Annotated in this window: 14 protein-coding genes; 5 read left to right on the top strand and 9 right to left on the bottom strand. The window is 65.6% G+C overall.

The window, feature by feature from the left end; translation table 11 throughout:
* The first annotated feature begins 42 nt into the window (after nucleotides 1-42).
* Nucleotides 43-1,161 carry an alpha/beta fold hydrolase gene (locus ACEN9G_RS03900; protein ID WP_413340667.1) on the top strand — a complete coding sequence of 373 codons (1,119 nt, stop codon included), beginning with the start codon at nucleotides 43-45 and terminating at the stop codon, nucleotides 1,159-1,161.
* Nucleotides 1,162-1,212: 51 nt separating this feature from the next.
* On the opposite strand, the gene ACEN9G_RS03905 is transcribed toward ACEN9G_RS03900, so the two are convergent.
* Entirely contained in the window at nucleotides 1,213-2,880 is a 1,668-nt protein-coding gene (locus tag ACEN9G_RS03905) for a cation acetate symporter (protein ID WP_413340669.1), read from the bottom strand.
* On the bottom strand, nucleotides 2,877-3,206 hold the full coding sequence (locus ACEN9G_RS03910; protein ID WP_413340671.1) for a DUF485 domain-containing protein: 330 nt from the start codon (nucleotides 3,204-3,206) through the stop codon (nucleotides 2,877-2,879). Before ACEN9G_RS03910 ends, ACEN9G_RS03905 begins: the two co-directional genes overlap by 4 nt.
* 168 nt (nucleotides 3,207-3,374) lie before the next feature.
* Here ACEN9G_RS03910 and prpR point away from each other — a divergent pair, with 168 nt between their 5' ends.
* The 3 genes from prpR to ACEN9G_RS03925 all read left to right on the top strand — a co-directional run bounded on the left by prpR (nucleotide 3,375) and on the right by ACEN9G_RS03925 (nucleotide 7,705).
* Nucleotides 3,375-4,997, top strand: coding sequence for a propionate catabolism operon regulatory protein PrpR (gene prpR / locus ACEN9G_RS03915; protein WP_483127710.1), 1,623 nt, complete (start codon nucleotides 3,375-3,377; stop codon nucleotides 4,995-4,997).
* A gap of 150 nt (nucleotides 4,998-5,147) precedes the next feature.
* Nucleotides 5,148-6,524, top strand: a complete 1,377-nt coding sequence (locus ACEN9G_RS03920) for a pyridoxal-phosphate dependent enzyme (protein WP_483127711.1) — start codon at nucleotides 5,148-5,150, stop codon at nucleotides 6,522-6,524.
* On the top strand, nucleotides 6,521-7,705 hold the full coding sequence (locus ACEN9G_RS03925) for a trans-sulfuration enzyme family protein (RefSeq protein ID WP_413340301.1): 1,185 nt from the start codon (nucleotides 6,521-6,523) through the stop codon (nucleotides 7,703-7,705). Before ACEN9G_RS03920 ends, ACEN9G_RS03925 begins: the two co-directional genes overlap by 4 nt.
* A 113-nt stretch (nucleotides 7,706-7,818) precedes the next feature.
* Here the strand turns inward: ACEN9G_RS03925 and ACEN9G_RS03930 are convergent, their stop codons facing one another.
* From ACEN9G_RS03930 to clpS, 6 genes are all read right to left on the bottom strand, one after another.
* Nucleotides 7,819-9,444, bottom strand: a complete 1,626-nt coding sequence (locus ACEN9G_RS03930; RefSeq protein WP_413340300.1) for a methyl-accepting chemotaxis protein — start codon at nucleotides 9,442-9,444, stop codon at nucleotides 7,819-7,821.
* An 89-nt stretch (nucleotides 9,445-9,533) separates the two neighbouring features.
* Nucleotides 9,534-10,238 (bottom strand): LytR/AlgR family response regulator transcription factor, encoded by a 705-nt coding sequence (locus ACEN9G_RS03935; RefSeq protein WP_413340304.1) that lies wholly within the window; start codon nucleotides 10,236-10,238, stop codon nucleotides 9,534-9,536.
* An 8-nt stretch (nucleotides 10,239-10,246) separates the two neighbouring features.
* Nucleotides 10,247-11,302, bottom strand: a complete 1,056-nt coding sequence (locus tag ACEN9G_RS03940; protein ID WP_413340298.1) for a sensor histidine kinase — start codon at nucleotides 11,300-11,302, stop codon at nucleotides 10,247-10,249.
* A 40-nt stretch (nucleotides 11,303-11,342) separates the two neighbouring features.
* Entirely contained in the window at nucleotides 11,343-12,236 is an 894-nt protein-coding gene (locus tag ACEN9G_RS03945) for an alpha/beta fold hydrolase (protein ID WP_413340297.1), read from the bottom strand.
* Nucleotides 12,237-12,392: 156 nt separating this feature from the next.
* Nucleotides 12,393-14,693: an ATP-dependent Clp protease ATP-binding subunit ClpA gene (gene clpA, locus ACEN9G_RS03950; protein ID WP_056127106.1), complete on the bottom strand. Its 2,301-nt coding sequence runs from the start codon at nucleotides 14,691-14,693 to the stop codon at nucleotides 12,393-12,395.
* Nucleotides 14,690-14,992, bottom strand: coding sequence for an ATP-dependent Clp protease adapter ClpS (gene clpS, locus ACEN9G_RS03955; protein ID WP_027864722.1), 303 nt, complete (start codon nucleotides 14,990-14,992; stop codon nucleotides 14,690-14,692). The genes clpA and clpS overlap by 4 nt, the downstream gene beginning before the upstream one ends.
* 326 nt (nucleotides 14,993-15,318) lie before the next feature.
* On the opposite strand from clpS, the gene cspE reads away from it, so the two are divergent.
* The gene (gene cspE, locus ACEN9G_RS03960) at nucleotides 15,319-15,522 is read left to right on the top strand and encodes a transcription antiterminator/RNA stability regulator CspE (RefSeq protein WP_036165387.1); all 204 of its coding nucleotides are present in this window, start codon (nucleotides 15,319-15,321) and stop codon (nucleotides 15,520-15,522) included.
* Nucleotides 15,523-15,656: 134 nt separating this feature from the next.
* Here the strand turns inward: cspE and icd are convergent, their stop codons facing one another.
* Nucleotides 15,657-16,910: an NADP-dependent isocitrate dehydrogenase gene (gene icd, locus ACEN9G_RS03965; RefSeq protein WP_413340294.1), complete on the bottom strand. Its 1,254-nt coding sequence runs from the start codon at nucleotides 16,908-16,910 to the stop codon at nucleotides 15,657-15,659.
* Nucleotides 16,911-17,040: the final 130 nt, after the last annotated feature.

Raw genomic sequence — 17,040 nt, forward strand, 5'->3', positions numbered from 1 at the left:
AACAGACTGCGCGCGACCCTATCCACAACGACAAGGACAACCATGTTCGAACGCTCATCCAGGCTGTGCGCCGCACTGCTGGCCGGCCTGTCCATCACCACGCTCGCCCATGGCGCCGGCCCGGACAGCCGCGCCGCCGCCGTGAAGATCATCGCCGACATGCGCCGCATCGTCACGCCGCAAGGCATCGAACAGACGCGGGCCGTACGCATCGGCGGGATCGACCAGTGGATCAGCGTGCGCGGCACGGACCGGCGCAATCCGGTGCTGCTGTTCCTGCACGGCGGCCCGGGCTATGTCGCGATGCCGACGAGCTGGTATTTCCAGCGCGGCTGGGAAGAGTATTTCACGGTCGTGCAATGGGACCAGCGCGGCGCCGGCAAGACGTATGCCGCCAACGATCCGGCGAAGGTCGCGCCCACGATGACGCGCGCGCAAATGCTGGCGGACGCCGAGGAGATGGTGGCGTTCCTGCGCAAGGAATTCGGCAAGGACCGCATCTTCGTGCTGGGCCATTCGTGGGGCTCGTCGCTGGGCATCCAGCTGGCGCAGCGCCATCCCGACTGGCTGCACGCGTACGTCGGCATCGGCCAGATCACGGACGGCATGGAGAGCGAACGCCGCGGCTGGCAGTACACGATGGATGCGGCGAAGCGCGAGGGCAACCGGCAGGCGATCCGCGAACTGGCATCGATCGCGCCGTACGCCGCGCCAGGCAAGCCGCTCGTGCTGAAGGATCTGTACCTGCAGCGCAAATGGCTCGCCCGCTACGGCGGTGCCGTGTACGGCCGGACCGGGTCCGACGCCGAATCCGCAGCCGCGAAGCTGGCGCCGGAATACACGGATGCGGACCTGAAGACCATGTGGGACGGCACGGAATTCTCGTCGAGCCGCATGCTGACGGACGTGCTCACGCAGGACTTCAGCGTCTACACGAAGTTCGACTGCCCCATCGTCATCTTCAACGGCCGGCACGACTACAACGTATCGGCATCGGCCACGGCGGAATGGTTCGACAAGGTGAAGGCGCCGGCCAAGCAGCTCGTGTGGTTCGAGGACTCGGCGCACGAGATCTTCAACGAGGAGCCGGGCAAGACGCTGGTCTCGCTCGTGAAGTATGCGCGGCCGTTCGCAGAGAAGGCCGGCGACGTGGCGCCGTAAACGCAACAACCCGCACGCGGGCGCGTGCGGGTTGCATGGATCCGGTTTCGATCAGTGTGCCGATGCGGTGGAGGCGCCGATACCGGTTTCCGAACGCACTTCCTGCGCTTCGAAACCAGCTTTGTCGATGGCGGCACGCTGGCTCTTGTCGGTGACCGAGAACAGCCACACGCCGACGAAGCCGACGGTCATCGAGAACAGCGCCGGCGACGTGTACGGGAAGATCTCGTGCGTATTGTGGAAGACGTCGACCCACACGGACTTCGACAGCAGCGTCAGGATGACGGCGGTTGCCAGGCCCAGGAAGCCGCCCACGGTCGCGCCGCGGGTGGTGCACTTGCTCCACAGGACGGACATGAACAGCACCGGGAAGTTGGCCGAGGCCGCGATCGCGAAGGCCAGCGAGACCATGAAGGCCACGTTGATCTTCTCGAACACGATACCCAGCAGCACGGCGGCAATGCCCAGGAAGACCGTCGTGATCCGCGACACGCGCAGTTCGCTGCCCGGGGCCGGCTGGCCCTTCTTGACCACGGTGGCGTACAGGTCGTGCGACACGGCCGAGGCGCCGGACAGCGTCAGGCCGGCCACGACGGCCAGGATCGTTGCGAACGCGACGGCCGAGATGAAGCCGAGGAACACGTCGCCGCCAACGGCGTTGGCAAGGTGCACGGCCGCCATGTTGTTACCGCCCAGCAGCTTGCCGGCAGCGTCCTTGAACGCCGGGTTCGTACCGACCAGCACGATCGCGCCGAAGCCGATGATGAAGGTCAGGATGTAGAAGTAGCCGATCCAGGTGGTTGCCCACAGCACCGATTTACGTGCCTCCTTGGCGCTCGGAACGGTGAAGAAACGCATCAGGATGTGCGGCAGGCCGGCCGTACCGAACATCAGCGCCATGCCGAACGAGATGCCGGAGATCGGATCCTTGATGAAGCCGCCCGGGCCCATGATCGCATCCTTCTTGCTGTGCACTTCGACGGCCTTGGCGAACAGCGCTTCCGGGCTGAAGTTGTACAGGGCCAGCACGGAGAACGCCATGAACGTGGCGCCGCCCAGCAGCATCACGGCCTTGATGATCTGCACCCAGGTCGTCGCGGTCATGCCGCCGAACAGCACGTAAACCATCATCAGCGCGCCCACGATCACGACGGCGATCCAGTAATCCAGGCCGAACAGCAGCTTGATCAGCTGGCCGGCACCGACCATCTGCGCGATCAGGTAGAACAGCACGGTGACGAGCGTGCCCGAGGCCGCGAACATGCGGACCGGCTTCTGCGCGAAGCGGTAGGCGGCCACGTCGGCGAACGTGAAGCGGCCCAGGTTGCGCAGGCGCTCGGCCATCAGGAACGTGATGACGGGCCAGCCGACGAGGAAGCCGATCGCATAGATCAGGCCGTCGAAGCCGTTCGCGAACACGGCGGCGGAAATGCCGAGGAACGATGCGGCCGACATGTAGTCGCCGGCGATCGCCAGGCCGTTCTGGAAGCCGGTGATGCCGCCGCCGGCCGTGTAGAAGTCGGATGCGGAACGGGTGCGCTTGGCGGCCCACTTCGTGATGAACAGGGTGAAGATCACGAACCCGACGAACATGATGATCGCGGTCCAGTTGGTGGGCTGTTTCTGTGCCTGGCCCAGGTCGGGCGCGGCGATGACGGCGCCGGTGGCGGCCAGCAGCGCCGCGGCGGCGGCGCTCTTCATGAGGGTCGTGTTCTTCATGCGCGCACCTTTTCCTTGCCCGAAGCGGCGTTACGCTGGATGGCGTCGGTCAGCGCGTCGAATTCGCTGTTGGCGCGGCGCACGTAGATGCCGGTGACCGCGACGGTGAACAGGATCACGAACAGACCCAGCGGCACGCCCCAGGACATGACGCCGGCGCCGATCTTCGAGGCCATGAACTCCTTGTCGAACGCGTTCAGCAGCGTGAAGCCGTAATACACGATCATCACGGCCCAGGTCAGCAACCAGCCGTAGCTGGAGCGCGATTTGACGAGCTTTTGGTAATTCGGGTCTGCTTTGACCCGCTGGACGATGTCATCTTCCACTTTTGTCTCCAATCTTCTAGTAATGCGCCGCTCAGGTTGACGGGCTGGTATCGATCCTAAGTGGGCCGCCTTACCCGATTCTTACGGCTCGCCGAAATGTTTGCGCCCAACTGTTTCAACATGAAACCGCATTGAAACATGCGTTGCACATTCATGTACACTTGCAACATGAGTTACCCGACCCATCCCGCGCCCGCGCCGGACCAGGGGCCCGGCAAGCCCGTCATCTGGACGGTCTCCGTGTCGCGCCTGTCCGACCTGTTCCGCCACATCACGCCCGAATATGACCACCTGGCCCAGATCGAACCGCTGCACCTGGGCTTCGACGAGGCCGCGCGCCACATCCGCGAACGCATGGCGACGGAACACTGCGACGTCGTCATCGCGGCCGGCTCCAATGCCGCCTACCTGAAAGGACGCGTGTCGGTGCCGGTCGTCGTCGCGACGGCGAGCGGCTTCGACGTCATGCAGGCCCTCGCGCGCGCGCGGCGCATGTCGGCGCGCATCGGCCTCGTCCACTACCAGCGTCCCGTGGCGGAGCTGGCCGAGTTCGCGGCCACGTTCGGCCTCGCCGTCGAACAGCGCACGTACGTCACGGAGGACGACGCGCGCGCCAGCATCGCCGAGCTGAAGTCGGCCGGGGTCGAGGTGATCGTGGGCGCCGGCCTGATCACCGACCTGGCCGAGGAAGCGGGCCTCAAGACGGTGTTCGTGTACTCGCTGGAATCGATCCGGCGCGCGTTCGACGACGCCCTCGAGATGGCGCGCCTGACCCGTCTCGAAAGCGGACGCGGACGGCGCGTGGCCGCCACCGACAGCCGGCGCGCGCGCCGCGGCCTGGCCGACCTGCGCGGCGACTCCCCCGCGATGGAACGGCTGCGCCAGACCGTCGTGCTGTACGCGCGCTCGCCGGCGACGGTGCTGATCCAGGGCGAGACGGGCAGCGGCAAGGAACTCGTCGCCCAGGCCATCCACCGCGAAAGTCCGCGGCGCGGCGCGAACCGGCCGTTCATCGCCGTCAACTGCGGCGCGATCGCCGAGTCGCTGCTGGAATCGGAACTGTTCGGCCACGAGGAAGGCGCGTTCACGGGCGCCCGCCGCGGCGGCCACGCGGGCCTGTTCGAGGCGGCGGACGGCGGCACCCTGTTCCTCGACGAGATCGGCGAAATGCCGCTCGCGCTGCAGACCCGATTGCTGCGCGTGCTCGAGGAGCGCGAAGTGATGCGCGTGGGCGGCACGCGGCCCGTGCCCATCGACGTGCGCGTGATCAGTGCGACCCATTGCGACCTGGAAGCGAGAGTCCGCGAGGGGCGCTTCCGCGCCGACCTGTTCTATCGGCTGGCCGTGCTGCGCCTTGCCCTGCCCCCGCTACGCGCCCGCCCCGAGGACGTCGCGCAACTGGCCGAGTGGGCACTGAAGAACGCCCTCGCCGCGCTGAGCGCCCGGCCGCATCCGAACCTGGCGGCCGAGATCGCGGCGTGCGCACCGGTGTTGCAGGCGTACGCCTGGCCGGGCAACGTGCGCGAACTGCGCAACCTGATGGAACGCCTGGCGCTGTTCCTCGCCGCCGAGCCGCTGCAGGCGCTGACGCCCGCATTTTTATTGTCGGTGGCGCCCGAGCTGGGCGCCGGCCCTGGCCTGTCGGCCATCGCCGCGCCGGCGTCCGCAGCCCCGGCGCAGGAAACCGTGGCCGACGTCCTGGCGCGCTTCAACGGCCAGCGCGACGCGGCCGCGCGCCACCTGGGCATCAGCCGGACCACCTTGTGGCGCAGGTTAAAAGCCGGCAGCTAATCAGCCTGGGGCCGCCTTAATGCGCCCCAACGCACACGCCAATCAAAAGCCGTAGTATTATTTTTTTAATACGGCCTGGCGCCCGATCGGTGCCAGCTTTTGCACGCGCCGCCCATGAAGCGGCGCACCGCCCGTCCGCACGGAGGCAATATGCAAGACTTGTCGCAAGCTGCACTGTTTTCGCTGATCGGCAACACCCCCATGGTGGAAGTCACCCGCATGGACACGGGCCCCTGCCGCCTGTTCCTCAAGCTCGAATCCCAGAACCCCGGCGGCTCCATCAAGGACCGCGTCGGCCGCGCCATGATCGAGGCGGCGGAACGCGACGGCCGCCTGCAGCCCGGCGGCACCGTCGTCGAGGCCACGGCCGGCAACACGGGCCTCGGCCTCGCGCTTGTCGCCCGGATCAAGGGCTACCGCGTCGTGCTCGTCGTGCCCGACAAGATGGCGTCCGAAAAGATCCTGCACCTGAAAGCCCTCGGCGCCGAGATCCACCTGACCCGCTCCGATGTCGGCAAGGGTCACCCCGAGTACTACCAGGATTACGCGGCGCGGCTCGCGCGCGAGATCCCCGGCGCCTGGTTCGCCGACCAGTTCAACAATCCCGCCAACCCGACCGCGCACGAAACCACCACGGCGCCCGAGATCTGGGACCAGATGCGCCACGAGCTGGATGCGATCGTCGTGGGCGTCGGTTCGTCCGGCACGTTGACGGGCCTGTCGCGCTTTTTCGCGCGCGTGCAGCCGGACCTGGAATTCGTGCTGGCCGATCCGCAGGGCTCGATCCTGGCCGACTACATCAGGACCGGCAAGGTCAGCGACGTCTCCGGCTCCTGGGCCGTCGAGGGCATCGGCGAAGACTTCATCCCGTCCATCGCCGACATGTCGCGCGTGAAGACGGCCTACTCCATCAGCGACGAGGAGAGCTTCAACACGGCGCGCGAACTGCTGCGCCAGGAAGGCATCCTGGCCGGTTCATCGACGGGCACCCTGCTCGCGGCCGCGCTGCGTTACTGCCGCGCGCAGACGACGCCCAAGCGCGTCGTGACCTTCGTCTGCGACACGGGCACGCGCTATCTGACCAAGGTGTACAGCGACGGCTGGATGGTCGACCAGGGCCTGCTGCACCGCCCCCGCATGGGCGACCTGCGCGACCTGATCGGCCGCCGCTTCGACGACGGCGAAGTCATCACCGTGTCCCCGACCGACACCCTGCTCACCGCCTTCAACCGCATGCGCAGCGCCGACCTCGCGCAGATGCCCGTCATCGACAAGGGCAAGCTCGTGGGCCTGATCGACGAGTCCGACCTGCTGCTGCACGTGACGGGTGACCGGGAACACTTCAAGGCGCCGGTCTCCGGCACGATGACGTCCGACCTGCAAACGCTGGCCCCAAGCGCCGGCATGCAACAGCTGCGCGACATCCTCGACCGCGGCCTGACGGCCGTCATCGTCGACGGCGACCGGTTCTACGGACTCATCACCCGCTTCGACCTTCTCAACCATCTGCGCAGGACTCTCACGTGAGCCATTCAGACGATACCCATCAACGCCACATCGCCACGCGCGTCATCCACGGCGGCCAGGCGCCCGACCCCACGACGGGCGCCGTGATGCCGCCCATTTACGCGACGTCGACCTTTGCCCAGGAAAGCCCGGGCGTGCACAAGGGCCTGGACTACGGCCGCTCGCACAACCCGACGCGCTGGGCGCTGGAGCGCTGCGTGGCCGACATCGAAAGCGGCGGCGCCGCCTACGCGTTCGCGTCCGGCCTCGCGGCCATCGCGGCCGTGCTCGAACTGCTGCCAGCCGGCTCGCACATCGTGGCCGGCGACGACATGTATGGCGGCACCTACCGGCTGTTCGAGCGCGTGCGCCGCGCGAGCGCCGGCCACGAGTTCACGTACGTCGACCTGACGGACCCGCTCGCGCTCGCGAACGCGCTGCGCCCGGAAACGAAGATGGTGTGGGTCGAGACGCCGACGAACCCGATGCTCAAGCTCGCCGACCTGCACGCGATCGCGCAGCTGTGCCGCGAGCGCGGCGTGATGACGGTGTGCGACAACACGTTCGCGAGCCCCATCAACCAGCGCCCGCTGGAACTTGGCATCGACATCGTCGTGCACTCGACGACGAAGTACATGAACGGCCACTCGGACGTCATCGGCGGCATTGCCGTCGTCGGCGGCCACGCGCACCAGCAGGCATGGCGCGAGCGCCTCGGCTTCATCCAGAATGCCGTCGGTGCGATCCAGGGCCCGTTCGACAGTTTTCTCGTCCTTCGCGGCATCAAGACGCTGGCCTTGCGCGTGGAACGCAGCAACAGCAACGCGCTCGACCTGGCACAGTGGCTGCAGGGCCAGGCCAGGGTGCGCCACGTCTACTACCCTGGCCTGACGTCGCACCCGCAGCATGAACTGGCGCGGCGCCAGATGCACGGCTACGGCGGCATCATCTCCATCGACCTCGACACGGACATCGCCGGCGCGCGCCGCTTCCTGGAGCAGTGCGAGATCTTCACGCTGGCCGAGAGCCTGGGCGGCGTCGAGAGCCTGATCGAGCATCCGGCCATCATGACGCATGCGACCATTCCGGCGGACCAGCGGGCCAGGTTGGGGATCGGCGACGGGTTGATCCGGCTATCCGTCGGCATCGAGCACGTGGAGGATCAGCGGGCTGATCTGGCGCGGGCGCTGGCCGCTATCTGAAAAACCGTCGCCCCCGCGCAGGCGGGGGCCCAATTTGCACGCTACTCGACAGCGCACGCAGGACTTGGGTCCCTGCCTTCGCAAGGACGACGTCGATACGTGTCGCGGGTTACTTAAGCGTACGCCGGTACTGGCAGCGCAAGACCCCGCTCGTCCTTGCTCTCCTCGACGAGCACCTGACGCACCCACTCATCCCCACGCACCCGGAACGTCGACACCACGTCCGTCAACTCCTCCGCCTGCGCCCGCATCGTGGCCGCCGCGGCCGCGGCCTGCTCGACCATCGACGCATTCTGCTGCGTCGCCTCGTCCATCTCGGCGATGACGCCGCGCACGCGCGCGATGCCAGCCGCCTGCTCGGAGCTGGCGCCGTCGATCGCATGCAGCAGATCGGCCACCTGCTGCACGCGGTCGAGGATCTCGCGCATCGTGTCGCCCGCCGCGCTGGCGATGCCGGCGCCGGACGCGATGGCGAGCGTCGACTCGCCGATCAGGTGCTTGATTTCTTTCGCCGCCGCCGCGGAATGCTGGGCCAGGTTACGGACTTCGCCCGCGACGACCGCAAAACCGCGGCCCTGCTCGCCCGCACGCGCCGCTTCGACGGCCGCGTTCAGCGCGAGGATATTCGTCTGGAACGCAATCCCGTCGATCATCGCCGTGATATCGCCGATGCGGGCGGCCGACTGGCGGATCGTCTCCATGCGCTCGACCATCTGCCCGACCGCGTCGGCACCGTCCTTCGCGACGCCTGACGCGGCCAGTGCGAGCTCGTTCGCATCGTGGGCATTCACGTGGTTCTGTTCGACGGCCTCGGTCAGGTCGGCCATCGCCTGCACGGTCGCATGCAGGCTGCGCGCCTGCGCTTCCGTGCGGTGCGACAGGTCGCTGTTGCCGGCCGCGATCTCGGCCGACGCGCCGTCGATCATGCGGGCGCTGTCCAGCACTTTCACGACGGTGGCCGACACGCCGTTCGTCATGTGGTTCAGTGCATCGAACAGGCGCCCGATCTCGTCGCCGCGCGCATGCTCGATGGTGGCCGACAGGTCGCCCGTCGCGACGCGCTCGGCCAGCACGACGGCATCCTGCAGCGGCGTCACGATGCTGCGCGTGAGCAGCCAGCCGGCGGCGCAGCCGACCAGCAGCGCGGCCAGGCCGAATGCGGGCAGCAGGACGCGGCTGAGGGCGAATGCCTGTGCGGACGTGGCCGCCAGCGCGTGCGCTGCGCGGGTCTGCCATGCGAGCAGCGCGTCGAGGGCTTGCGTGTAAGCGTCGAAGGTCGTGGTCAGCTCGCCGGACGCCAGTTGCTCGACCTCCTGCGTCTTGCCGAAGTCCTTCGCCTGGAACACCTGCTGGCGGACGCTCACGTAGGCAGCCTTGCGCTGTGCAACGGCGTCGATCAGGGCGCGCTCGTCCGGTACGGCCGGCAGCGCGCCCAGCTTCGCCTCGAGCGCCGCCGCGTTCTTTTCGCCCTGCTGGAGCATGGCCTGGAAGTAGTCGCCCGCCTCCAGGCTGTCGCTGCGAGCGATGGCCACGGCGCGCACACCGTTCAGCCGCGTGACGCCCAGCAGTTCGGCCGTCAGCTGCTGGCGGGCCAGCTTATTGTTGACGAGGTCGTTCGTGATGGCGTCGGCGGCGTGCATGCGCCACAGCGCGACGATGGAAATGATGACGATGGCAAGGGACACCACGGCAAAGGCGCCGATGATCTTGGTGCCGGTCTGGAGCTGCGGCAGTCGCATGGGATGGGCCTGAAATGAGGAATACCTCCCATCATAGACATGTTGTATGACAACAAAATGACGGCGATACCCGTGGCGGCCGTCGTGTGTTACAGGCTGGCCAGCTGCCTGAACCCGGCCGCGCGGCGGCGTGCCACGTCAACCGTGTCGCCGCCGGACAGCAGGAGATCGAAGCCGCCCGCCTCGTTCGGCGTCACCTGCTGCACGTGCTCCAGGTTGACGATGTGGCTGCGGCTCGCGCGAAAAAAGCATTGCGGGTCGAGCGCTTCTTCGAATTGCTTCAGGGACCGCAGAACCAGCGGCCGATGTGCGCCGACATGGACACGCGTGTAATTCCCTTCCGCGCTCAGGAAGCGCACGTCACGCAGGGCCACGAACCAGCACCGCTCGCCGTCACGGAGGAACAGCTTCCGGTCCATCTGCGACTGACGTGCCGGCTCTCGCCCCCGGCGCTGCGCATGGCGGTCCAGGGCCGAGGCCAGCCGCGCCGCCTGCACAGGCTTTTGCAGGTAGTCGAGCGCGTTCACTTCGAAGGCCTGCAGCGCGTAGCGGTCGTAGGCGGTAGTGAAGATCACGTCCGGCGCGGCATCCAGCGCCGCCAGCAGGTCGAAGCCGCTCCCGCCAGGCATCTGCACGTCGAGGAATACCAGGTCGGGCTTGAGCACCGTGATCTGGTGCAGGCCGTCGGCCGCATCCACCGCTTCGCCCACGATGTCGATGTCCGGGTGCGCCCGCAGCAGGCGCCGCAGCTCGGCCCTGGCCAGGCGCTCGTCGTCGACCAGCAGCACGCGCAGCCGCTCCGTCACGTAGCCTCCGGCAGCCGCACCGTGGCGCGCACCCAGCCGTCCTGCTCGCACAGGTCGAGGTTCGCGCCCGCCCCCAGTGCCAGCGCGAGTCGCTGCCGTGCATTGACCAGGCCTGTGCGGGTCGAGCCGGACAGCGCCTGGATCGTCCCTGCGTTCGCGACTTCGATGACCGCCACGCCATCGTCCTGGCGGCGCGCATGGATCCGGATGTCGCTGCCGTCCGGCCGGGCTTCGACGCCGTGCTTGACCGCGTTTTCGACGAGGGTCTGCAAGGCCATCGGCGGGATGCGCACCGTATCGAGTCCGGGTCCGACATCGATATACGCGCGCAGGCGCTGTTCGAAGCGGATCTGTTCGATGGCGAGGTAGGCGCGCACCACGTCGATCTCGTCCGCCAGTGGCACCGTGTCGTGCGCGCCGGCCTGCAGTGCGTGGCGCATCACGCTGGTCAGCTCATCGATCATGCGTGCGGCCGCGTCCCGGTCTTCGTAGACGAGGGCGCGCACGCTGTTCATGCTGTTGAAGAAGAAGTGGGGATTCACCTGCGCCTGCAGCGCGCGCAACTGGGCGTCCTTGGCGCCGACTTGCAGTCGCAGTGTCTCCGCCTCCAGCCGGTTCGCACGGCGCAAGGACAGGGCCGCGGTGTGGAACACGTTCCACATCAGGTGCAGGCACCACCACGAGGCCAGCGCGGCGGGTAGCCAGGACACGCCTCGCACGGGGCCGAACGGCCGGATGACGATGTAGCCGGCCAGTTGCGTCATGGTGTTCACGATGCCCAGCACCAGCACGCCGGCAAGCACGGCGCCCCATCCCATGCGCGCCCCGGCGGCCTGCCGGCGCTTCAGGATGCGGCGCCACGCATCGGACAGCAGGACGCCGCTGGCCGCGCCCCAGCAGCACACCAGCACATAGCGTCGGACGTCGTCGGGCGCCGCATAGCCGGGCACGGACGGCCGGTTGAGAACCTGCAGCACAAGCACCAGGCCCCAGCCGGCGCACTGGCACATCCAGTACCAGCTCAGGCGCGCAAGCAGGGAGGGGGCGGGCATCGGCGAGGCTGTCATCGCGAGAGATGTTCTTGTTGGGCGTTCAGTTCAGGAAGCGATCGATGCGATCATACATCCAGGCCGGGTCGTCGAGCATGATGAAGTGACGGGCGGTTTCGGCCAGCGCCACCTGCACGCCGGGCAGACGCATGTATTGGTTCCGATAGTTCTGCTCGAACATGGCCATGGGGCCGTAGGCCTTGTACGCGATCCAGCTGCCGAGCACCAGCGTGGGCGCACGGATGCGGCCAACCTGCTCGCGCATGTCGTCGCCCATCATGTCGGCCATCGTATTGACCACAGTGGTCCGGTCGGACTGGGCGCCCCAGGCCAGCACGCGCTTGACGTCTTCGGGACGGGAGACCATCGTGCGCACCGACATGTCGGTGGCGGCGCGTGCCGTGGCCGCATCCTGCGCCAGCATCATGCGGCGCATGCCCTCCCCCGCCTGCTTCACCTGCTCGGCCGTGACGCCCGGCGCCTGCGTGGCCGCGACGAGGCACGGCACGGCATCGACGATCACCAGCTTGCCCACCTCATCCGGATGATCGGCCGCCAGCTTCAGCGCCAGGAAGCCGCCCAGGCTGTGGCCGATCACGACCGGGCGGGCGAGACGATGCGCAGCGATGTAGTCGGCGAGCTGCTGTTCGGCGGCAGGCAGCAGCGCGCCGTCGATGGGCGGCACGCCCGCGAATCCGGCCAACGTCAGCTCATGGCATTGGAATTGCGCCTGGGAGGTCCCGCAATAATGGGCGACGGTGCCGTTCCAGACCTCGCCCGACGACGCCACGCCGGGAATCAGGATGATGGGCCGGCCTTGCGGATTGCCGCTGACGGCGACGCGGAACGCGGGGTGGACGTCGGCCGCCTGCGTGGTGGGAGATGCCAGCAGCAGGCTGGCGGTGGTCGCGGCGAGAGTGAGAAGTGTGCGCAGCATGGTTGACTCCGGTGGACGAAAATGCACCCATGCTAGGCAGCGGCCGCTGGTGGGGCAATGCCGACTGGACGAGCGGCGCGCACGCCGGACGAGCGGCGCCCGGCCAAATAAAAAGCCCGCACAAGGCGGGCTTTCGTGAAGCGATTCTGGAATCGCTTATTCGATCTCGACGGTCTCGACGGGCTCCGGCGGCGGCGGGACGTCGCCTTCCGGGAACTCGAGGAACACGTCGTCCTTCTCGTTCAGGTCGACCGTGACACGGCCACCGTTCACGAGACGGCCGAACAGCAGTTCGTCGGCCAGCGCCTTGCGGATCATGTCCTGGATCAGGCGCGACATCGGACGGGCACCCATCAGCGGGTCGAAACCTTTCTTCGCGAGGAACTTGCGCAGTTTCTCGGTGAAGACGGCTTCCACCTTCTTCTCGTGCAACTGCTCTTCCAGCTGCATCAGGAACTTGTCCACGACGCGCAGGATGATGTCCTCGTCCAGCGCGCGGAAGCTGATGATCGCATCCAGGCGGTTGCGGAACTCAGGCGTGAACATGCGCTTGATGTCGGCCATCTCGTCGCCCTGCGCCTTCGAATCCACGAAGCCCACCGAGCGCTTGGTCAGGCTTTCCGCACCTGCATTCGTGGTCATGATGATGATCACGTTGCGGAAGTCCGCCTTGCGGCCGTTGTTGTCGGTCAAGGTGCCATGGTCCATCACCTGCAGCAGGATGTTGAAGATGTCCGGATGGGCCTTCTCGATCTCGTCCAGCAGCAGCACCGCATGCGGCTTCTTGGTGATGGCCTCGGTCAGCAGGCCACCCTGGTCGAAGCCGACGTAGCCCGGCGGCGCACCGATCAGGCGCGACACGGCGTGGCGCTCCATGTACTCGGACATGTCGAAACGCACCAGCTCGATGCCGAGGATGAACGCCAGCTGCTTCGCGACTTCCGTCTTGCCGACGCCGGTCGGACCGGAGAACAGGAACGAACCGATCGGCTTGTCCTGCTTGCCGAGGCCGGCGCGGGCCATCTTGATCGCGGCCGACAACGCTTCGATGGCCGGGTCTTGCCCGAACACGACGTTGCGCAGGTCGCGGTCGATGGTCTGCAGCTTGCTGCGGTCGTCCTGGTTGACGGTCTGCGGAGGAATCCGCGCGATCTTCGCGATGATGTCCTCGATCTCGGTCTTGCCGATGGTCTTTTTCTGCTTCGACTTCGGCAGCACGCGCTGGGCCGCACCCGCTTCGTCGATCACGTCGATCGCCTTGTCCGGCAGGTGACGGTCATTGATGAAGCGAGCAGCGAGCTCGGCCGCGGTCGACAGCGCCGACGCCGAATACTTCACGCCGTGGTGCTCTTCGAAGCGCGACTTGAGGCCGCGCAGGATCTGCACAGTCTGCTCGACCGACGGTTCGTTCACGTCCACTTTCTGGAAGCGGCGGGACAGCGCATGATCCTTCTCGAACACGCCGCGGAATTCCGTGAACGTGGTCGCACCGATGCACTTCAGCTGGCCGTTCGCGAGGGCCGGCTTGAGCAGGTTCGATGCGTCGAGCGTGCCGCCCGATGCGGAACCGGCGCCGATGATCGTGTGGATCTCGTCGATGAACAGGATGCCGTTCGGCGTGTCCTTGAGCTGCTTCAACACCGCCTTCAGGCGCTGCTCGAAGTCGCCGCGGTACTTGGTGCCGGCCAGCAGTGCGCCCATGTCCAGCGAATACACGACGGCATTCTGCAGGATCTCGGGCACGTCTTCCTGGACGATGCGCCATGCCAGGCCTTCGGCGATCGCGGTCTTGCCGACGCCGGCCTCGCCCACGAGCAGCGGGTTGTTCTTGCGGCGGCGGCACAGGATCTGGATCACGCGATCCACTTCCTCTTCGCGCCCGATCAGCGGATCGATCCGGCCGTCGGCGGCAGCCTTGTTCAGGTTCGTGGTGAACTGATCCAGCGGGCTTTCCTTAGCCTGGCCTTCGACCTGCGCTTCTTCCACGCCTTCCGACGCCTTCTGGCTGTCGATCTGCTGGTCCTTGCGCACGCCGTGCGAGATGAAATTGACCACGTCGAGACGGGTCACGCCCTGCTGGTGCAGGTAGTAAACGGCATGCGAGTCCTTCTCGCCGAAGATCGCCACGAGCACATTCGCGCCGGTGACTTCCTTCTTGCCGTTCGACGCCGACTGGACGTGCATGATCGCGCGCTGGATCACGCGCTGGAAGCCCAGCGTCGGTTGGGTGTCGACTTCGCCGGTACCCGGCACGGTCGGAGTGTTATCGCCGATGAAATTCGTCAAGGTCTTACGCAGGTCTTCGATATTGACCGCGCACGCACGCAGGACTTCAGCGGCCGACGGGTTGTCGAGCAGCGCCAGCAGCAGGTGTTCGACCGTGATGAACTCGTGCCGAGCCTGCCGCGCTTCGACAAAGGCCATGTGTAGAGATACTTCCAGTTCCTGCGCAATCATACTTCCTCCATCACGCACTGCAGGGGATGACCTGCCTTGCGCGCATGCGTTAATACAAACTCCACTTTGGTACACGCTATATCTTTGGAAAACACGCCGCACACCCCTTTACCATGGCGGTGTACAGAAAGCATGATCTGCGTCGCCGTCTCGCGATCCTTGTTGAAGTACTCCTGGATGATGGCGACCACGAACTCCATCGGCGTGTAGTCGTCATTGAGCAACGCCACCTGATACAAGGGAGGTGGCTTGACTGTCTGCCGCTCCAGCAGCTGTTCGGTATCGTGCTTGGTTGCCATAGGGGTATTCTAAATTGCTTTCGATCTTCGTGTGTGCGGAAACTAACGCTCAAGGTAATCCCATTTGCTTTCCATCTTACGCGTTTTCCAGTTGCAGCGCAGATGGCGGTTCCATTGCGAAAATCAAGAGCTTGATTTTCAGCCACTATGTCATTTTTTACAACGCGTGTTCAAAACCGCTTGACTTACGAGATTCTTGCGCCAACAATGCAGTTATTGACATGTACTTATGTACTTGTTGATAAGAAGTGAGCAGGCTGAGGAGGGGGCAAGAAGCTTCTTGCTTTTATGGCTCGTGTGATTTGTTTTTAATCGAAGGTTATTTTATGGCAACAGGTACTGTTAAGTGGTTCAATGATTCCAAAGGTTTTGGCTTCATCACCCCTGATGACGGCGGCGAAGATTTGTTCGCGCACTTCTCCGCGATCAATATGAACGGTTTTAAGACCCTCAAAGAAGGTCAAAAAGTCCAATTCGAAGTCACGCAAGGCCCGAAAGGCAAGCAAGCTTCTAACATCGTCGGCGCGTAAGCACCCTCCGGAAGCAAAGAACCCCGCTTCGGCGGGGTTTTTTTTATGGTCCCGCCGCCACGCATCATCCCTCTCCTGCAAACAAAAAAGCCCCGTACACTTACGGGGCTTGATCTGCGTCAATAAGACCTCCCTTACATATTCTCGATCATCACGTCGCCGAAGCCCGAGCACGACACCTGGGTCGCGCCTTCCATCAGGCGCGCGAAGTCGTAGGTGACGCGCTTGGACGCGATCGCCTTCGCCATCGAGCTGATGATGAGGTCGGCCGCTTCCGTCCAGCCCATGTGGCGCAGCATCATCTCGGCCGACAGGATCAGCGAACCCGGGTTCACGTAATCCTTGCCCGCGTACTTGGGCGCCGTGCCGTGCGTCGCTTCGAACATCGCGACGGAGTCGGACATGTTCGCGCCCGGCGCGATGCCGATGCCGCCGACCTGGGCCGCCAGCGCGTCCGAGACATAGTCGCCGTTCAGGTTCAGGGTGGCGATCACGCTGTACTCGGCCGGACGCAGCAGGATCTGCTGCAGGAACGCATCCGCGATCGAATCCTTGACGACGATGTCCTTGCCCGTGCGCGGGTTCTTGAACTTGCACCACGGACCGCCGTCGATCAGCTCGGCACCGAACTCGCGTTGCGCCAGCGCATAGCCCCAGTCGCGGAAGCCGCCTTCCGTGTACTTCATGATATTGCCCTTGTGGACAATGGTGACGGACGGCTTGTCGTTGTCGATCGCGTACTGGAGTGCCTTGCGCACGAGGCGTTCCGTACCCTCGCGCGACACCGGCTTGATGCCGATCGCGGAGGTCTCCGGGAAGCGGATCTTGCGCACGCCCATCTCGCGGGTCAGGAATTCGATGACCTTCTTCGCCTCGGCCGACTCGGCGGCCCACTCGATGCCCGCATAGATGTCTTCCGAGTTCTCGCGGAAGATCACCATGTCCGTCTTGTGCGGCTCGCGCAGCGGCGACGGCACGCCGTTGAAGTAGCGCACGGGGCGCAGGCAGACGTACAGGTCGAGTTCCTGGCGCAGCGCCACGTTCAGCGAGCGGATGCCGCCGCCGACAGGCGTCGTCAGCGGGCCCTTGATCGACACGACGTACTCGCGCACACAGTCCAGCGTTTCGGTCGGCAGCCAGACGTCCGGGCCATACACCTGCGTCGACTTCTCGCCGGCAAACACTTCCATCCACGCGATCCTGCGCTGGCCGCCGTACGCCTTCGCGACGGCCGCGTCGACGACCTTCAGCATCACCGGGGTGATGTCGACGCCGGTGCCATCGCCTTCGATATAGGGAATGACCGGCTGGTCGGGGACGTTCAGCGAGAAGTCCGCGTTGACGGTAATCTTTTGACCATCGGTAGGTACTTTGATATGTTGATACATCATGTTCTCCGAAGTGGGCACGCGGCGGCGGCGGACCGCCAGGTCTGCGATCTCCATTAGAATAGTGGGCTGGCCGTCGTCTTGTCTAAGACGCAACACTGGCACAACATTATGCACCAGTATTGATCGC

It is taken from the genome of Massilia sp. Masssp94, assembly GCF_059491305.1.